We start from the raw sequence: 16487 nt of genomic DNA, 5'->3' as shown, positions 1-16487 counted from the left end.
GGGGCGCCGGCCGCGAGGCCGGCGCCTACTCGACCACACGAACTTGGGGTCACCCATAGAGGGCTTACCGCCGTCATCTGGCAGGTCACCGGGGCCTCCAGGTATTTTCCAGAGCTCCCTGAGATCATCTCCATCCTCTCCGGGGAAACACACAAAGAAGGGACCTTCGGGTCGAACCCCCAGGAGAGGGGCGCCCTCATCCGCTTCTTCATCAAAAAAGATCTCATCCCCCTCTGGAACCACGCCGTGAGGCTCTGGGTCGCCGGCAGGCCGGAAGGGGCCGCTCCTGGCGGGCAGGAACTCGTCCTTTTTATTGAGGCCCTCCTTGACACCTTCCTCGCCGCCTGGGACCTCCCGGAAAAAAGGGACCTTCATCACCGCGTCCTTGCCCGGGACCACTACCAGTGCCAGGTCCCCGGCTGCCGGTGTCGGCGCAATCTCCACGCCCATCATATCAGGTACCGCTCCCACGGCGGCCCCACCACCGAGGGCAATCTCATCACCCTCTGCAGGGCCCACCACCTGCGCTGTCTCCACGAGGGCCACCTCGTCATCAGGGGCAGGGCGCCCCACCACCTCATCTTCATCATTCCCCGCGGCAGGCGAGGCTTTTAACTCTATACGAAATAATGCTTATGCCAGGAGGCCGGGGGACATTCTCCTCTTCAGGCAGCATTTGGATTTGTCGCGGCGCTGGCATTCGCTTCACAGGCAAATCCTGCTGCCCGGGAGAATTCCCCTGGCCTCCCGGTGCACCACAGGGCCTGTTCACCCACGAGGCAGAAGTTCACGAAGATCATCTCTTCAGCACGTTGACAAAGTATGTTTATATATAATAAAATTAAGTAGAGTGAAATAAACTGAATGTAAAGGGGAATTGACCATGCCTAGACAAATCGGAGCTCTCACGCTCTATGAGGTTGAAGAGCTTGTTGAAGCCCTCGACGTTACCAAGGAAACCGTAAGGGCCTATCTGAAAACAGGCAGGCTGAAAGGAGAAAAATTTGGAAAGAGATGGTTTGTCTCCGAGGAAAGCCTTCGTGATTTTTTCAATCCCGCTCAAGATCAGATGCTTGCAAGAGCCTTCATGAGCGCCCCTGAAGACGATGAGCCTTTTACAGAGGAGGAACGCAAAAGATCAGTACAAGGGTGGAAAGAATGTCAGCAGGGATCAGGAAGACCCTGGAAAAAGGTGAGAGAAGAGCTCGCCGATGAATAAGAAGAGGGAGACTGGATGGAATGTCATTATCTCTCCTCAGGCAGAAAAGGCCATAAAGAAGCTCATCCCCAGGGAGCAGGCCAGAGTAAGGAGCGTTATTGATACCATGGAACCCGGAAAGCCCGGGCAGATAGACTTGAAGAAAATGCCCGAGCTTGACCTGTGGAGACTCAGAATTGGACGATGGAGAGCTGTATTGCATATTGATTTCAAAAAGCAGATAGTGTGGATGCTGGACTTTGGAGCGCGGGGAGATGTTTACAAGTAACGCCGGATTGGAGAAGAAAAGGTGTCTGAGGCCCGGGAGCATATCCCCTGGCTTCCCGACATACACCCGCAGGAGAGGACCTTTACGGAGTATCCAGAATCCGCTCCAGGACATTCTCGCTCTCGTCGATAAAGGCTGCCACTTCCCGACCTACCGCCTCAGCTTCTTCCTTTGTGACTGTTGCATAGTCGCTATAGTCTGTTTTCTGGCGCTTCTCAAAGGCACGGGGAAGAGCTCTTGCCTTATCCACATCAAATACCCCTGCCTTGACGAAACTTGCCTGGAAAAGAGAAATGATCCCGCTGTGCCGGGCCGAGTCAAGCTCCTTAAGGGCAAGAAGGGCTCTTGCCGCATAAAACGCGCCGTAATAGAATCGGTTTATTGCACCCCGGTAGCCTCCTGAGTCCATCAGGTGGCCGGCCTCTATAAGGCACTCCCTTGCTCTCGTGATGCGGTGCCTCGCAAGGGTGATCAGCTCCTGCTTCATAGCTCTATGCTCTCCTTTTCAATGGCTTTGATGAAAGGAGTTGCTCTCCAGGTGCGGTCCTCCAGGCTCTTTAAAGTGATGACTTTGGGGGAAAGATAGAACTCGTGGGCAAGGTTCACTTCGTAGGCAATGTCCAGAATGAGATCTTCCAGTGCCGGATCGTCGTCGTTCAGCACGACCATGAGATCAATGTCCGATTCTTCAGAGGCGTCTCCTCTGGCTTTTGAACCGAAAAGCAGAATTTTCACAAGATGCCCGCCAAGCGAGCTTTCAGCCCTGGTCTTGAATTGCCTCAATGCATCTTTTTCCGATGGCGACAGCTTCAATGCTTCCACACGGCAGCATCCCCTCAGGAATAAACATCATATCATTCAGCCCTATGCCAATTCTATCAGAAATGATCCGCTGTTGCAAGCGAAAAACAGTCATGGCCGCCACAAGTCGCCGGGGGAGGCTAGAACTTTCCCCCGCGGGCGATGGAGATGAGGAGCCACATGGCCATGAGGAAGGAGAGGAGCACACCGATGAGGCCCACATAGGTATAGCCTGACCGGGAAGCGAAAATCCACGACGAGCCGATGACCATCGAGGCCACGAGGAGGGCGAAGCAGAGTCGGTTGATGAGGCGGGGGAAGCCCTGGTGCTCATGGCGGATCCTGAGCTCGCCGCGCTCCATCACGGAAAAGGCGCTCGAGAGCTGCTTCACAAGGGTACCGAAGCTTTCAACCATATCCTGGGCCTGCTTGATGGTGTCGGAGAACCACCAGTGGGACATGATGCGCTCCCGGACAAGCTCGCGGGCGAAGGGCTCGGCAGGCTCGAGAATGTTGAAGTCGGGATCGAGGCGCCTGCCCATCCCCTCAAGGGAAGTGATAGTCTTTATCATGAGGGTGAGATCAGGGGGGATCTTCACCTGGTGGCGGTACATGAGGCCCATGACCTCCTTGAAGACCTCCCCTATATTGATCTGCTTGAGAGGAAGGGTGCTGTACTTCTCATAAAGGAAGGAGAGCTCCCTCTTGAAGCGTATCCTGTCAATCTGCGGGGGGATGCTCCCCACGGCGAGGAGCGCGTCTATGATGCCGTCCATGTTGCGGCGCACCACGGCGAGGAAGAGGTCGCCGAGCTTGTTCCGGAGCCCCACGTCCAGCTCTCCCACGAGGCCGAAATCCACGAAGATTATCTTTGAGTCGTTGGTGACAAAGACGTTCCCCGGGTGGGGATCGGCATGGAAAAAGCCGTGGACCAGGATCTGCTTGAAGTAGGAGCCTATGCCGACGCGGGCAATCTCCCTGCAGTTTACCCCCCGCGCGGTGAGAGTATCCACTTCCGATATCTTGGTGCCCTGGATCCTCTCCATGCAGAGTATCCTGCTGGTGGTGTAGCCCCAGTATACCTTGGGCACATAGACGCCGCTGTCTTCCGCCAGGTTCTTCCTGAAGCGCTCGGCGTTGTGAACCTCGTGGAGGTAATCGGTCTCCTGCTCGAGATAGTCGCTTATCTCACTCGCGATGCCGGTGAAGTTATAGCGCCCCCTGAAGAGTCTCCTGCGCTCCAGGAAGCGCGCGGCATCAATGAGGATCTCCGAGTCGATCTTCACCTGGGTCTTTATCTCGGGGCGCATCACCTTGACGATGACATCTTCGCCATGCTTGAGGCGCGCACGGTGGACCTGCCCTATCGAGGCCGAGGCAAGGGGGACTGCCTCGAACTCCAGGAACACGTCTTCAAGCCTGGCGTTGAGCTCCTTCTCGACAATCCTCCTTACTTCCTCATAGGGGAAGGGAGGGACCTGGTCCTGGAGCTTTTCAAGCTCATCGATAAGCTCACGGGGAAGAAGATCGCCCCTCGTGCTCAGCATCTGCCCCATCTTGATGAAAGCCCCGCCCAGATCCTCCAGCACCATCCGGGCGCGGTCCCACTTGGTGATGGCCTCCACCTCGCCGCCGCGGTCCTTCTTCCTCCGCCACCGGTGCGGGATGAAGCGGTAAATGCCCAGGTAATCCACAAGGAAGCCGTACTGGTGCCGCGAGAGCACCTCGACTATCTGCTTGTAGCGCTTGAGCTTGCCGTAAACGGCATAGATACTCATTTACTTGCCGGAGTGCTCCTTGAGGGTCTCGACAAGCTTTTTGAGGTTCTCATACTCCTCGCGGGAGGGGACGCCCATCTCCTCGATAACCTTGCGCACCTCGTCGCGGACAAAGCCGGTCATGCTCTGCTGCTCCTTCTTGCCCTTTTCGATGAGGGTCTCCACGACGGCCTTGGCCTCGTCGCTTGAGACCTGGCCCTTCTGGATGAGCTCTCCCACGATCTCCTCGGCCTTCTCCTTGGTCATCACCAGGGCGCCGAAGCCTGCAAGAAACATGTTGGTAATAAGATCTTTCATTGTGCGCTCTTCCTTTCCGCCTCCGCACCGCCTTATCCCTCCCCGGAAGCGCGAAGGTCACTCTATTCTCCTGGGAGGATCCTACTATACTATTAGCCACAGGGCGCCTCACTCCTGCAGAACCTGACGCCGCGGAAAACCCCCCGCAGGAGGCGGTATTCAACCCGGGGGACCGCAACCCGGTCAGCCTAAAAGCCGATTCCCGCAAGCCCTGATGAAGGATATTGCCATGCCATGACGAAGTCATCTGCACAGGAAAGGAGCCGCCCATGCGCCAATTTTTAATTCTCACCGCCCTCTTCATCGCCGTTTTTCTCACCTTCACCGCCGGAGCCCAGGAGCCATCGCCGCCGCTGCCGCCGTCAATCGAGCCGCCTCCCTCAATGCTTCCCGCCTCCCCTTCACCGGCCTCTCCCCCATACCAGCTCCAGGTGAAGGGGACGGCCACCCAGGGGAAGGCCCTCTTCGTCACCGTGGCAGGCACCTCGAAGGATCACCGGGGCGAATGCTCATGGCGCGGGAAAAAATATGCCCTCATCTTCCAGGGAAAGGGCCTTTCCGCCCTTATCCCCGTGGCGCTTGACTGCCCCGCAGGCGGATATACCCTGAAGATCACCGTGACCGCGCCTGGCAGCGGGACTCCCGCCACGCTCACTAGGGTAATCAGAACGTCGGCCCAGACTTACGGCGTGCAGTACCTCAGGCTCCCCGAGTCGCAGCTCTCGAAATACGAGGATCCCCAGGCGGAAAAGGACAACGCCGAGATTCACAGGGCCCTCTCCTATAACACGCCGGGCATCACGTGGGAGAGAAGCTTCATCGTGCCCACCCGGGGCTATGTCTCAACACTCTTCGGCCTCAAGCGCTTCTACAACGATGACAAGGAGCCCGAGTTTCACCGGGGGCAGGACATCGCCGCCTCGTGGGGAGAGCCGGTAAAGGCTTCACAGAAAGGCATCGTGAGGTTCGCGAAGAAGAACCTCGTGCTTCACGGCACGGCCGTCGTCATTGACCACGGGAAGGGGATCGGGACTCTTTACATCCACATGGCATCGATGAAGGTAAGGGCCGGCGATTCCGTGGAGCAGGGGCAGGTCATAGGCACTGTGGGCGCCACCGGTGTTGCCACGGGGCCCCACCTCCATTTTGCCGCCTACGCCCACGACGAGCCCATCAGCCCCGCCCTTCTCTACAAGCTCCCGGCCGACTTCCTGGGCAGATGAAGGTACTGCTCATTTACCCGCGCTTTGGATACCCTTCAAAGGCTGCCCTCACGGCGCCGCTGGGGATACTTTATATCGCCGCCGTCCTGAGAAGAGAAGGCCATGAAGTCTCCTTTCTCGACCTCACTTTCAAAGAAACGCTCCCCGGCCTGGAAGGGCACCTCCAGGGCATTGATTTCGTGGGGGTTTCTGTCTCTTCAGCAATGGCGGGGCGGGCCGTCGAGGTGGCGCAGGCCATAAGGCGCTTAAGCCCCTCCCTTCCCCTCATCGCCGGCGGGCCCCATGCCACCGTGAAGCCGGAGCACCTCCTGAAGGCAGGCTTCGATGCCGCGGTGATCGGCGAAGGAGAAGAGACCATAGTCGATCTCCTGAAAGCCTTCCTGGGGGAAAAGCCCCTTGACACGGTGCAAGGCATCGCCTTCATGAAGGAAGGGAAGCTCACCGTCACTGAGCCACGACCTTTTATTGGCGACCTGGACTCTATCCTTGAGCCGGCGAGGGACCTCGTGGACTGGCAGGCATACTACGGCAAGAGCACCGCCTTTGACGGGATGATCGCGAGCCGCGGCTGCCCCCACCGCTGTATATTCTGCAAGCCCATGCAGGACAGGCTCTTCGGCAGGAGGGTGCGGTACCGCTCGCCCGGGGCCATCCTGGACGAGATGGCGGGGTACCGGGAGCTATGGAAAGCCCATAGCCCCCTGGCGCTGCAGGGCATCCCTTTCCTGGTCATGTTTCTTGATGACATGTTTCTCTCAAGCCCCTCGTGGGTTGACGGCTTTATGACCGAAGTGGAGCGCCGGGGCGAGCGCTTCTGGTGGGGATGCCAGGCCCGTGTCGATGCCGTCGATGAAGAGCGGTTCCGCCGCATGAAGGAGGCCGGGTGCCTCATGGTGGCCTTCGGTGTCGAAAGCGGCTCCCCTTCAGTGCTTGAGTTCCTCAAAAAGGGCATCACTGTCGATGAAACGCGCCGTGCCTTTGAAATCTGCCGCCGCCTGGGGATCAATACCCATGCGTACGTGATTATCGGCTCGCCCGAGGAGACAAGGGATGACCTCAAGGCCACGGTGAGCCTCATAAAGGAAATCCAGCCTACGACATGCTACGTGGCCCGGGCCACGCCCATCCCCGGCTCATACCTTCATGAATACGCCGAGGAGCGGGGCATCATCAACAGGGGCTGCCGCGACGAGCACTATGATTATTATTACACCAGGCTCCCCATGAAGCTCACGCACCTTGGGGAAAAAGACCTCGATGAGTGCGAGAGGGCTCTCAACGCTCTTTTCCCCTCGCCAGTGGAACTGCGCAGGCAGTGACAATCGAGAACTTTTTTCCTGCAGAAAGGAAAGGGCCTCCCGGGAGGTGGAATTATTTTAAGGTAATCGCCGCTCTAAAAATAAACAGCGAGGTGATGCTCCATGGCAGTAAAGAGTATTGGTGTCTCTGTACCGCGGAACGATGCCTATGAGAAGGTGACAGGCAGGGCCCTCTACGTTGCCGACCTGAAAATCCAGGGGATGCTCCATGCAAAAGTCCTGAGGCCCGAGTATGCCCACGCCCTCATCAAGGCCATCGATACCTCCGAGGCAGAAAAGATGCCGGGGGTCAAAAAGGTCGTGACGGGCCAGGGCTGCAGCATCCATTTCGGCGCGTGCTACAAGGATCAGCAGCCCCTCGCCGTTGAGAAGGTCCGCCATGCCGGCGACGCCGTGGCAGTAGTCGTCGCAGATACTGAGCGCCATGCCGAGGAGGCCCTCAAAGCCATCAAGGTCACTTACGAGCCCCTCCCCCACGCCACGGACCCTCTTGAAGCGATAAAAGAGGGCGCCGCTCTTGTCCATGAAAAGAACGGTGAATACAAGGTGGTCCCCGGGTTTTTTCCCAAAAAGGGCACCAATATCTTCCACCACTACAAACTGAGGGAGGGAGACACTGTAAAAGCCTTCAGCGAGTGCGACGCCGTCGTCGAGGGCGACTTCACCTATCCTCTCAACGCCCACTCCCAGATGGAGCCCCACGGCTGCATCGCCTGCTGGGACTCCGCTGACAGCGTGAGGATATGGGCAAGCTCCCAGGCCCCCTTCATCATAAGGGAGATGGTAGCCGACATGTTCCATATTCCCTTCGCCAACATCAAGGTCCACGTGGGATTCCTCGGCGGCGCCTTCGGCGGCAAGTCCGACGTCTCAATAGAGCCCATGGTGGCCTATGTGGCGCGCTTCGTGCCGGGAGTGCCGGTGAGGCTCGTGCTGAGCCGCAAGGAGGAGTTCACAAGCGGCTTCGTAGGAAGGGGGCTCCGGGGAAAGATAAAGCTGGGAGCCAAAAAGGACGGCACCCTCCATGCCATCGAAGCATCCCTCTACTTCGCCGACGGCGCCTATGCAGACGGCGCCTGCAACGTGGTGCAGGCAGCCGGGTATGTGGCGACGGGCCCCTACGTGATACCGAACTGCGCGATAAACGCCATAGGCGTCTATACCAATACCCCATCGGTGGGGGCATTCCGGGGCTACGGCCACCCCGAAGCCCATTTTATGGCCGAACGCGCAATGGACATGCTCGCAAGGAAGCTCTCCATGACGCCTGAAGCATTGAGAAGGAAGAACTTCCTCTGCGACGGGAAGAGAAACGCCCTGGGGCAGCTCATCACCAAGGGGCACGGCGACATCCACAAGTGCCTTGATGGCGTGGAAGGCGTTTTCAAAGAGACGAAAAAGCCCGCCCATGACGATGAGTTTCTTTACGGAAGGGGCATCGCCGCCTTCATGAAAACCCCGATGATGACGACGAACGCCTGCTCGGGAGCCATCGTGAAGTTCTGCGAGGACGGCACGGTGAATATCAGCGTGAGCGGCGTCGAGATGGGGCAGGGATCCCAGACGGTGCTCGCGCAGATCGCCGCCGAGACTCTCAAGATCCCCTATGAGAACGTCAGGATGTCCAAGACCATCGACACCCAGTTCTCCCCCCACGAGTGGCAGACCGTGGCCTCCATCTCCACTTACAGGGTGGGAAATGCCATCATCAAGGCATGCAATGAAGTCATCGGCAAGATAATGAAGGCCGCCTCGCAGGTCCTGCAGCTCTCGGAAGAGGACCTTGTCTACGAGGGGGAGTTCATCCGCTCCAGGGTGAACGTGAACGCCGAAGTGGCTCTCCCGGTCAAAAAGCTCCTCCTCTCTTACGTGGCTCCCGACGGCAAAGCCATAGGCGAGCCCATCATGGGCACGGGCTCCCACATCCTGAGGGGCATGACGTTCCCCGACAGCGAGACGGGAAGGGGAAGCTGCGCCGGCCAGTGGACCTTCGGCTGCCAGGGCGCCGAGGTGAAGGTGAGCAGGAAGACGGGCAAGGTCACTGTCACGAACCTGGTGACTTCCATCGACGTGGGGAAGGCCCTCAACCCCGAGCTTGCCCGGGCCCAGATGCTCGGCGGCATGATGATGGGCTACGGCGCCGCCCTCTCCGAGGAGATAGTCTTTGACGAGAAGGGGAAGATTAAAAACCCCAACTTCAATACCTACAAGATCCCCACCATGGCGGACATGCCCGAGAAATACTCGGTGGTCTTCGTCGAGACCCCCCAGGAGGACGGCCCCTTCGGCGCCCGCTGCATCGCCGAGCACCCCGCCATCGCCATCCCCCCTGCACTGGTGAACGCCCTTTATGATGCTCTCGGCGTGGACTTCCACGCCATTCCCGTCACGCCCAAGACCATACTTGCCGCACTGGAAGGGAGGAACTGACATGGACGAATCAAAAGTCACCATTACCGTAAACGGAACAGCCCGCAGCTTTCTCGTGGACAAAGCCACGACGCTCCTTGAAATACTCAGGGACCATCTCAACCTCACCGGCGCCAAGGAAGGGTGCGGCTATGGAAAGTGCGGCACCTGCACCGTCGTGATGAACGGCGAGGCCGTGCGGAGCTGCATCGTCAAGGCGGTGAAAGCTGACGGCGCCTCTGTCACCACCATCGAAGGCGTCACCGACGGTTATACCCTCCACCCCATCCAGGAGGCCCTTATAGAGGCCGGCGCCATACAGTGCGGCTTCTGCACGCCCGGCATCGTCATGACCCTCCATGCGCTTCTTGCCAAGAATCCCGATATCCCTGACGGAGAGCTGAAGCAGGCCCTGAACGGGCACCTCTGCCGCTGCACCGGCTACGAGAGCATCCTGAAGGCCGGTTTCCTCGCAAGGGAAAAGATGCAAAAACACGCACCCGTCAAGGCATGAATCAATGGAACAGTCGCAGCACATGGCGCCCATAGGCGTGGGGATGATACAGCAGTGGCTCAGGAGCCTCGAGCCTGAGCCGCTGCTTGAAACAGTGAAAGCAGAGGGCGCCGACTTCATCGAGATGTACCTCACCCATAAGGAGTGGGAAAGGCGCCTGTCCTGGCTTCGCCTCGCAAAGTCCCTGAGCCTGGGCTATACCTTTCACGGTCCTTATCACGGAGAATACGAGCTTTCCCGCTTCGAGGACCGCGAAGACAATGGGGTGAGAAAAGCCTTTCTGGCACTGCTGGAGCAGGCGGCCGCCGAGACATGGGATAATGGCATCACAAGCCGCATCAATATCCACGGAGCCTCTTCGTCAGAGTTCACCAGGGGGCACCTCTTCGGCATCACCCTCTCCTTCCTCACCTGGCTTGCCAGGGAGCGGGAGAGGCGGCGGTGGCCCTTTGATTTCGTCGTGGAGCTGCTGCCCCATGACACCGACAAGGAAAAGACGGGAGACTGCGTGGAGGACCTGGTGGCACTGAGGCGCGAGCTGGGCGACACCATCGCGGGCTTCTGCTGGGACATGGGCCACTACAGGAGAAATGAGCTCCTGGGCTTTGACAGCTCCCTCGAGAGCTCCTTCATTGAAAAGGTGCGCCATGTCCATGTCCATGACATCAAGGATATCAAAGAGGATTTCGACCACTGCCCCCTTGACTTCGGCACGGTCCCCTATGAGAGCTACCTCGGGATGCTCAGGGGAAACCCGCTGCGCATCGTCCTTGAGCTCAACTACAGCCACACCCTCACGTGCGGCGACCCCGTCAAGGGGCTCACCGGGAGCCTTGGAAAAATCAGGGCCGCAAGGGACTCCCTGGGGCTCATGGAAATCTGAGCCCTCAGCTTTTTCCGAGCCCCTCGATGCAGTGCTTCAGGCGCTCCCTCACCTCGGAAGCCACCTCGCCCAGGGCTTTGTTCTGGACCGCTGCCATGGAGGCATAGGGATCGATGGCCGACACCTCGACATCGCCCTGCCCATGGTCCTGGACAATCACGTTGCAGGGCAGCAGGAGGCCTATCTTGTCCTCAGTCATGAGGGCCTTGTGGGCAAAGGGAGGATTGCACATCCCCAGGATCCGGTAATTCCTGAAGGTCACGCCGAGCTTCTTCTCCATGGTCTCCTTCACGTTGATGTCGGTGAGGACGCCGAAGCCCTCGGCCTTGAAGGCTTCGATGACCTTCGCGACCGCCTCGTCAAAAGGTACAGAGAGTTTTGTGGTGAAATAGTAACTCATTGCTCCTCCTTTATATCGTGCCGGTATTTGCGGCGCAGCGGAAGCCCTTGAGGATGTCGCGGTGTGACGGCGCGTTTTCCCACCTCTTGGCGCACCGGGAATCTTCAAGCCTCTCGGCAAAGGAGCTCCCCCTGATCACCTTCAGATAGCCCGTGGAATAGGGACCATGGTAGGGGTAAGGCCGGTACCAGTCATTGGTCCACTGCCGGACATTCCCGGCCATATCGCAGATGCCGTAGGGGCTCATCCCTTTTTCATAGCGGAATATGCTTGTCGTGCCCCCGCATTCTTCCTCCCGGCAGTTGGCCATCTTTTCGCATCTGTCGTCTCCCCATGGCCATATCCGCCCGTCATCGCTCCTTGCGGCCTTTTCCCACTCAGCCTCGGTGGGAAGGCGCTTCCCCGCCCAGGCGGCATACTCCTCGGCATCGAACCAGCTCACCAGGACCACGGGGTGATCGGCGGTCTCCGAGGAATAATAGGTCTGCCAGCACTCTATGTCACCGCGGAGCTCCGAGGTGGTCTTGTAGGCCGTTTCCTCGACAAAGAGGGCAAACTGCCTGTTGGTGACCGGGTATCTGTCGATATAGAAATCGGCAATGCTCACGATATGGGCCGGCAGCTCGTCCCGTGAAGCCGTTGTAGCGTACCGGTCGTCAATATGGGTGCCCATGAGAAAATCCCCTGCGGGAACAAGGACCATCTCCACCTTGTCCCTTCCCCTCACGGTCTCCGGGTGCCGCGAGGAGCGCTTCCTGGGAGAGCCTGCCGACGGCCCCCTGATGAGCTTCTCAATAGGGGTGAACCAGATGCTCTCCTGAGTCCCCCCCTCGGGAGCAGCCGGTATCCTGGTGTCTCGAGAGGGAGTCGCCACATTATCTTTGAGTACGAAAATTCTTTTCCCCTCGGGCTTCTCGTCAGGAAAATCCAGCGGGCGCGAAGAAGGCCCCTTGATGACGCGCCCTTTCATCGTGGGAGGTGGCGCTTTTTTATCGGTGGCCCGTGCTTTCTCGCTTGAGCCTTCATCACCTTGAGCCGGCTCTTCAAGAGTGCCTTCAATGGCCTTTTTCATCTCGGCGGCGCCGGCGAATCGGCCTTCAGGCATCAGGGAGAGGGCTTTCTCAAGCACCTTTTCAAGCCCGGGCGACGCATCAGGGCACACCGTCCTGAGGGGAGGAAAATCAAGGGGCTTGAGCTCCTTCCCGGCAATGAGCTGATACATGGTGGCCCCGAGGGCATAGAGGTCAGATCGGGGCTCGGGATAGCCCCTGTACTGCTCAAGGGGCGCATAGCCCTCGGTGCCTATGGCAGTCTTCTTATACGATGAGTAAGCAATGGCTTTGGCAATGCCGAAATCTATCAGGTACACCTTGGTCCTGTCAGGGCTTATCATGAGGTTGGAAGGCTTGATGTCCCTGTTGAGAACGGGGGGAGTGCGGCCATGGAGGTATTCAAGGACGGTGAGAACCTCTTTCCCCAGGAACCGGACAAAGGGCTCGGGAAGGCCCGGCTTCCCCTCGCCCTTCAGGATGGAATCCAGGTCTTCACCCTCGATGTAATCGAGAATCATGTAGTAATGGCCACCCTCGATAAAGTAGTTGGTCACCTTGGGAATCTGGGGATGGGAGATCCTCGAGAGGATCTTCACCTCGTTCTCAAAGCGCTCCACGGCTTTTTTGCGCTCGTCGGGCGTCGGTGAGAAGTCTATCATCTCCTTGAGGGCGCATCTGGTGTCAAGACGCTTGTCCACCACGAGGTACACTGCCCCCATCCCCCCACTCTTGAGGAGGCGCTGCACCTCATACCTGCCATGGTCAAGCAGCGACCCCGCCGGGAGGTTCGCCTCCCGCATGAGAATGCCGCATTCCGCGCAGTACTTGGACATCTCGAGGTTTTCGCTGCCGCAGTGGGAACAGTTCATAGACGCTCCAGCAAAGAGGAATGGAATGAATTTCTCTCGTGCCCGCGCCTTATCCTGCCTTCCGTTCCAGCGAAAAGAGGCAATCAGGCAGATCTTCGAGAATACTCAGGGAAATCAGAGAGGGGGCCTCTGCCGCCCCGGAGACACAGAGGAAAATGAGCCGAAAGAATATCATACTAATCTCGGCGCTGGTGCTGGTGTTCTTCGCAAGCACCTTCCCGCGCCAGTATTATTACTGGATCTCCGACCACATCAGGATGTACCCCGGCGACATATGGTACGTCTATGACTATTACGTAGCCAAAGGATTTAACTTCCCCGTGGAATACCCGAGCCTCATGAGGGCTTATGTGCAACTCATGAACACGGTGACCACCAAGAGCTATATCATGTACCTCTGGGTCACGGTCTATTTTCTTGCCGCCTTTGCAACGGCCACTACCCTGATACTCTCCAAGGTTGAGGATGAGCAGAACGGCAAGGACGCCCCTTCAGGGCTCCTGAAATACTGGATCCTTGCCCCTTCGTTCATCATCTGCTCCACCACCAACTATGATCACGTCGCGGTCTTCACCCTCATTGCAGGCCTCTACCTGGCCTGGAAAGGGCGCAGGGTCCTTGCGGGGGCCCTCCTCGGAGTAGGGGTGGCTTTCAAGGTGTTCCCCTTCTACTTTCTGCCCCTGGTGCTTGCCCTGGAGAAAGACTGGAAGGAGCACCTGAAGATAATAGGGGCCTGCGGCGCCGCGTGGCTCTTCCTGAACCTGCCTTACATGCTCTGCGATTCCAACGGGTTTGCCGGGTGGTTCTACCCTTACCAGTGGCAGGCGTCCTGCAATTATGCGAAGGGGCCCAGTGACGGAGCCATATGGTGGCCCCTATACCGGCTCCTCGGGAGCTTCTCGGGAAGGTTCAGCCTCCTGCTCACTCTGATAGGAATCACCGTAATCGCCTCATACGCCCAGCTGCGCCGGGACCTCCAGCAGAACTTCTGGCAGTGGGGGCTGGGCTTCGCCCTTGTCTTCATCCTCTGCGACAAGATTTACTCGCCGCAGTATCATCTTTATCTTCTCCCCTTCCTCGCCCTGTCGCGCAGGAAGGTGAACGACGCGGTATTTTACCTGCTGGAGCTCCCCAACGCCCTCGTGCTCGTCTTCCTTTTCTATATAAGGACCCACCCCGTGCTTCTTCAGTCCATGGCCGTGGTGAAATATGCCATGCTTCTTTTCCTGCTCGTGCAGTTCTACAGGAATGTGATGAAGGCCCCCCAGCCGCCGGAAGAGCCCACCCCTTCAACGGAGGACGGGAGCTCATCCCCTGAGAGTGCTGCTACCTCTATTGAAGACGGGATTTCATCCCCTGAGAGCGCTGCCAAATCTATGAAAGACGGGAGTGCACCGGCCGAGAGGGTGAGCACAACCCCGGAGAAGGCACCCCATCAGGAGGGACAAGAACCCGCTTCCGGGTGTCCCGGGGGCGGAACCGCTGAGCATGAAAGCCCCCGCTCCGGCTGCTGACGGCATAACGGCTGCCCTTGTTACGACAACGTCCAGGCGGGGTCAGCAGCTGATCATTTGACGGGGGCGGGCTTTGCTGACATCAGCGCCGTGGTCACATGGTATCCCTCTATGAATACAGGCAGCTATGATCAAGAGATTAAATCTTTTCCGCTCAAAAAAACACTCCGCCCGGCGGCAGACCGATCTGCCCCCCGGAAAAGGGGCATGATCCTTCGCTGACGGTCACGCAATGGGCTTCAGGGTCATTTTTGACCTCTTCACCCTTTCCGGGCCATTGGGAGGGCATCCAGCGGCGGCCTTTTATCTCAGTAGTGATAGGCTTTTTAAGGGGTGCTCTATTTGATATTTCTTCACGGTTATGATATCATATAATCATGGATACACATGAGACCCATACAATCTCAGATCTATTCCTTCCAGATGAGGAGGAGCTTCTCCATCTCGGTGATCCAATGTCTTCTCAGAACTACGATGACATGCTGCTCCTCCCGGAGCCTTATGAGATCCCCGCAGGGACCTCATGCAGGCCCGGGCACCTGGTCAAGATCACAAGAGGTGGCCTCATCCCCGAAGCCGAAAAGCTCACGGAGGATATCACCTTCGGATCCATCGACAGAGACGAGCGTGCAGCGCACATTGATTTTCTGCTCTGCGAGGCAGTCCGCGGCCGCATGGCACTTGATCTTGTGCTTGGCGGCCTTCTCGTTACTCTCAAATCGAAAGGAGTTGATCAGTTAGGATACCGCTCCATGGGGACCTTCGCCACGGAGCATCTCTCTTTCTCGGGGCGCACCGCGTCGGAGCTGATGCACAACTTCGAGCTTCTCAGGGCGCTCCCCCTCACGCGGGAGGCCTATCTTGAGGGCAGGATCGCAAAGAGCGCCCTCAGGCATCTCTCGAGAGTCATCACGCCTGAGAATGAGTCCTGGTGGCTCGCCATTGCGCGGGAGCGCTCCCTGTGCGGCCTCGAGAGGGAAGTGAAAAGGGCTCTCGCCGAAGGGAAGGCCGGATCGGCGACCCCTTCCGGCGATGGTCCCGAAGCCGGGTCCGAAGGCACAATGATGTATTTCAGCGTACCGCCCTCACTTGCCCTCACCTGGGACTTCGCCCTCTCCCTCTTCCGGGACAAAGAGCACTATGACGGGCCTGTCTCAGGATTTGTCGAGGCTCTCCTTGCGAATTTCCTTGCCTCAGGGGAAGCCGCCCCGGAGCTTCCGGCCCTTGATGCCAAGGGAAATCGCCCCCTCTTCTCACGGGTGCCCCTCATGAAGAGAAGGATAGGAAACCGGCGCATCAGCGATCCCGACGAACTAAACGGGCAGGGCGGTGAAGGGCATGAATGCCCCGGGTGCGATCCGTGGGCATCACCCTGGAGCATCTTCTTTCCCTCATGGCTGGAAGAGTGCCGGCCAGAAAAAGATGCCGGCGCGGTCTCCGCCAGGGCGGTTGCGGGGAGGCTCCGGAGGGCCGCCTCTATCCGCCAGAGGCTCGACGTAGCCGCGGGGATGCTTCTCCGGGCGATGGACGAGAGGCAGCTCCACCACCTTCTCGGCTATGAGTTCATCGAGGACTACGCAGGGGAGCGCTGCGGCTTCTCGATGGCCCAGACCCGCCAGCTCATAAGGCTCGCCCAGGGCTTCCGCCGCCACTCCCTCACCGAGGACGCCTTCAGGAAGGGCGTCATCACCAGGGAGCAGGCGCGCCTCATTCTTCCCGTGGTGAACTCCAGAAATGAGATGCAGTGGATTGCCTATGCCGCGAGCGTGCCCACCGTTGACCTGCGGGAAGAGACTCAGCGCTGTGCGAGGATTGTGGAATATGACTGCCTTGTCCCTCACAATTATACTCTTCTTCCCGGCTTCCGCTATGTCACCGACGAGAGATTCCACGGGCTCCCTTCGGAGGTGCAGGACATCATAAGGACAGGAGCCTGGTACA

At 58.5% G+C, this 16487-nt stretch carries 16 protein-coding genes; 10 read left to right on the top strand and 6 right to left on the bottom strand.

Annotation, left to right across the window (positions count from 1 at the left end; all coding sequences use genetic code 11):
- The 3 genes from RDV48_31035 to RDV48_31025 form a co-directional block, all read left to right on the top strand.
- The coding region (locus RDV48_31035; protein MDQ7827270.1) for an HNH endonuclease at positions 1 to 615 on the top strand (615 nt) is incomplete at its 5' end.
- A gap of 268 nt (positions 616 to 883) precedes the next feature.
- Positions 884 to 1219, top strand: a complete 336-nt coding sequence (locus RDV48_31030; GenBank protein MDQ7827269.1) for a helix-turn-helix domain-containing protein — start codon at positions 884 to 886, stop codon at positions 1217 to 1219.
- Positions 1212 to 1487 (top strand): hypothetical protein, encoded by a 276-nt coding sequence (locus tag RDV48_31025; protein ID MDQ7827268.1) that lies wholly within the window; start codon positions 1212 to 1214, stop codon positions 1485 to 1487. The genes RDV48_31030 and RDV48_31025 overlap by 8 nt, the downstream gene beginning before the upstream one ends.
- An 82-nt stretch (positions 1488 to 1569) precedes the next feature.
- Here RDV48_31025 and RDV48_31020 read toward each other — a convergent pair whose 3' ends face one another.
- The 4 genes from RDV48_31020 to RDV48_31005 all read right to left on the bottom strand — a co-directional run bounded on the left by RDV48_31020 (position 1570) and on the right by RDV48_31005 (position 4363).
- On the bottom strand, positions 1570 to 1974 hold the full coding sequence (locus RDV48_31020; protein MDQ7827267.1) for a HEPN domain-containing protein: 405 nt from the start codon (positions 1972 to 1974) through the stop codon (positions 1570 to 1572).
- Positions 1971 to 2309 carry a nucleotidyltransferase domain-containing protein gene (locus tag RDV48_31015; protein MDQ7827266.1) on the bottom strand — a complete coding sequence of 113 codons (339 nt, stop codon included), beginning with the start codon at positions 2307 to 2309 and terminating at the stop codon, positions 1971 to 1973. The genes RDV48_31020 and RDV48_31015 overlap by 4 nt, the downstream gene beginning before the upstream one ends.
- A gap of 119 nt (positions 2310 to 2428) precedes the next feature.
- On the bottom strand, positions 2429 to 4066 hold the full coding sequence (locus tag RDV48_31010) for an AarF/ABC1/UbiB kinase family protein (GenBank protein MDQ7827265.1): 1638 nt from the start codon (positions 4064 to 4066) through the stop codon (positions 2429 to 2431).
- Entirely contained in the window at positions 4067 to 4363 is a 297-nt protein-coding gene (locus RDV48_31005; protein ID MDQ7827264.1) for a phasin family protein, read from the bottom strand. It abuts the gene before it with no gap.
- Positions 4364 to 4632: 269 nt separating this feature from the next.
- On the opposite strand from RDV48_31005, the gene RDV48_31000 reads away from it, so the two are divergent.
- The 5 genes from RDV48_31000 (at position 4633) to RDV48_30980 (ending at position 10711) form a co-directional block, all read left to right on the top strand.
- Complete coding sequence (locus RDV48_31000) at positions 4633 to 5586, top strand: M23 family metallopeptidase (GenBank protein ID MDQ7827263.1); 954 nt, start codon at positions 4633 to 4635, stop codon at positions 5584 to 5586.
- Positions 5583 to 6905: a radical SAM protein gene (locus RDV48_30995; protein ID MDQ7827262.1), complete on the top strand. Its 1323-nt coding sequence runs from the start codon at positions 5583 to 5585 to the stop codon at positions 6903 to 6905. The genes RDV48_31000 and RDV48_30995 overlap by 4 nt, the downstream gene beginning before the upstream one ends.
- A gap of 102 nt (positions 6906 to 7007) precedes the next feature.
- Positions 7008 to 9335 carry a xanthine dehydrogenase family protein molybdopterin-binding subunit gene (locus RDV48_30990; protein ID MDQ7827261.1) on the top strand — a complete coding sequence of 776 codons (2328 nt, stop codon included), beginning with the start codon at positions 7008 to 7010 and terminating at the stop codon, positions 9333 to 9335.
- Between the two features lies 1 nt (position 9336).
- Positions 9337 to 9828 carry a (2Fe-2S)-binding protein gene (locus RDV48_30985; protein ID MDQ7827260.1) on the top strand — a complete coding sequence of 164 codons (492 nt, stop codon included), beginning with the start codon at positions 9337 to 9339 and terminating at the stop codon, positions 9826 to 9828.
- Between the two features lie 4 nt (positions 9829 to 9832).
- On the top strand, positions 9833 to 10711 hold the full coding sequence (locus RDV48_30980) for a TIM barrel protein (protein ID MDQ7827259.1): 879 nt from the start codon (positions 9833 to 9835) through the stop codon (positions 10709 to 10711).
- A 4-nt stretch (positions 10712 to 10715) separates the two neighbouring features.
- Here the strand turns inward: RDV48_30980 and RDV48_30975 are convergent, their stop codons facing one another.
- Both RDV48_30975 and RDV48_30970 read right to left on the bottom strand, forming a co-directional pair.
- Positions 10716 to 11111, bottom strand: coding sequence for a DUF302 domain-containing protein (locus RDV48_30975; protein MDQ7827258.1), 396 nt, complete (start codon positions 11109 to 11111; stop codon positions 10716 to 10718).
- Positions 11112 to 11121: 10 nt separating this feature from the next.
- On the bottom strand, positions 11122 to 13032 hold the full coding sequence (locus RDV48_30970; GenBank protein MDQ7827257.1) for a bifunctional serine/threonine-protein kinase/formylglycine-generating enzyme family protein: 1911 nt from the start codon (positions 13030 to 13032) through the stop codon (positions 11122 to 11124).
- Positions 13033 to 13187: 155 nt separating this feature from the next.
- On the opposite strand from RDV48_30970, the gene RDV48_30965 reads away from it, so the two are divergent.
- Together RDV48_30965 and RDV48_30960 are read left to right on the top strand one after the other, a co-directional pair.
- The gene (locus RDV48_30965) at positions 13188 to 14546 is read left to right on the top strand and encodes a glycosyltransferase 87 family protein (protein ID MDQ7827256.1); all 1359 of its coding nucleotides are present in this window, start codon (positions 13188 to 13190) and stop codon (positions 14544 to 14546) included.
- A gap of 377 nt (positions 14547 to 14923) precedes the next feature.
- Positions 14924 to 16487, top strand: a 1564-nt coding sequence (locus tag RDV48_30960; protein ID MDQ7827255.1) for a hypothetical protein, incomplete at its 3' end; no start/stop codon positions are given.

It is taken from the genome of Candidatus Eremiobacterota bacterium, from assembly GCA_031082125.1.
Classification (GTDB): Bacteria; Vulcanimicrobiota; CADAWZ01; order CADAWZ01; family Ess09-12; genus Ess09-12.
Note: the sequence above shows the minus strand (reverse complement) of the source record. Positions and strands in the feature narration are given on the sequence as shown.

What these genes read in the sequence shown, in the direction of transcription:
- RDV48_31030 (MDQ7827269.1), top strand. Translation starts at nt 884, where the DNA reads ATGCCTAGACAAATCGGAGCTCTCACGCTCTATGAGGTTGAAGAGCTT.
- RDV48_31005 (MDQ7827264.1), bottom strand. Translation starts at nt 4,363, where the DNA reads ATGAAAGATCTTATTACCAACATGTTTCTTGCAGGCTTCGGCGCCCTG.
- RDV48_31010 (MDQ7827265.1), bottom strand. Translation starts at nt 4,066, where the DNA reads ATGAGTATCTATGCCGTTTACGGCAAGCTCAAGCGCTACAAGCAGATA.
- RDV48_30975 (MDQ7827258.1), bottom strand. Translation starts at nt 11,111, where the DNA reads ATGAGTTACTATTTCACCACAAAACTCTCTGTACCTTTTGACGAGGCG.
- RDV48_31020 (MDQ7827267.1), bottom strand. Translation starts at nt 1,974, where the DNA reads ATGAAGCAGGAGCTGATCACCCTTGCGAGGCACCGCATCACGAGAGCA.
- RDV48_30985 (MDQ7827260.1), top strand. Translation starts at nt 9,337, where the DNA reads ATGGACGAATCAAAAGTCACCATTACCGTAAACGGAACAGCCCGCAGC.
- RDV48_30965 (MDQ7827256.1), top strand. Translation starts at nt 13,188, where the DNA reads ATGAGCCGAAAGAATATCATACTAATCTCGGCGCTGGTGCTGGTGTTC.
- RDV48_31025 (MDQ7827268.1), top strand. Translation starts at nt 1,212, where the DNA reads ATGAATAAGAAGAGGGAGACTGGATGGAATGTCATTATCTCTCCTCAG.
- RDV48_30980 (MDQ7827259.1), top strand. Translation starts at nt 9,833, where the DNA reads ATGGAACAGTCGCAGCACATGGCGCCCATAGGCGTGGGGATGATACAG.
- RDV48_30970 (MDQ7827257.1), bottom strand. Translation starts at nt 13,032, where the DNA reads ATGAACTGTTCCCACTGCGGCAGCGAAAACCTCGAGATGTCCAAGTAC.
- RDV48_30995 (MDQ7827262.1), top strand. Translation starts at nt 5,583, where the DNA reads ATGAAGGTACTGCTCATTTACCCGCGCTTTGGATACCCTTCAAAGGCT.
- RDV48_31000 (MDQ7827263.1), top strand. Translation starts at nt 4,633, where the DNA reads ATGCGCCAATTTTTAATTCTCACCGCCCTCTTCATCGCCGTTTTTCTC.
- RDV48_30990 (MDQ7827261.1), top strand. Translation starts at nt 7,008, where the DNA reads ATGGCAGTAAAGAGTATTGGTGTCTCTGTACCGCGGAACGATGCCTAT.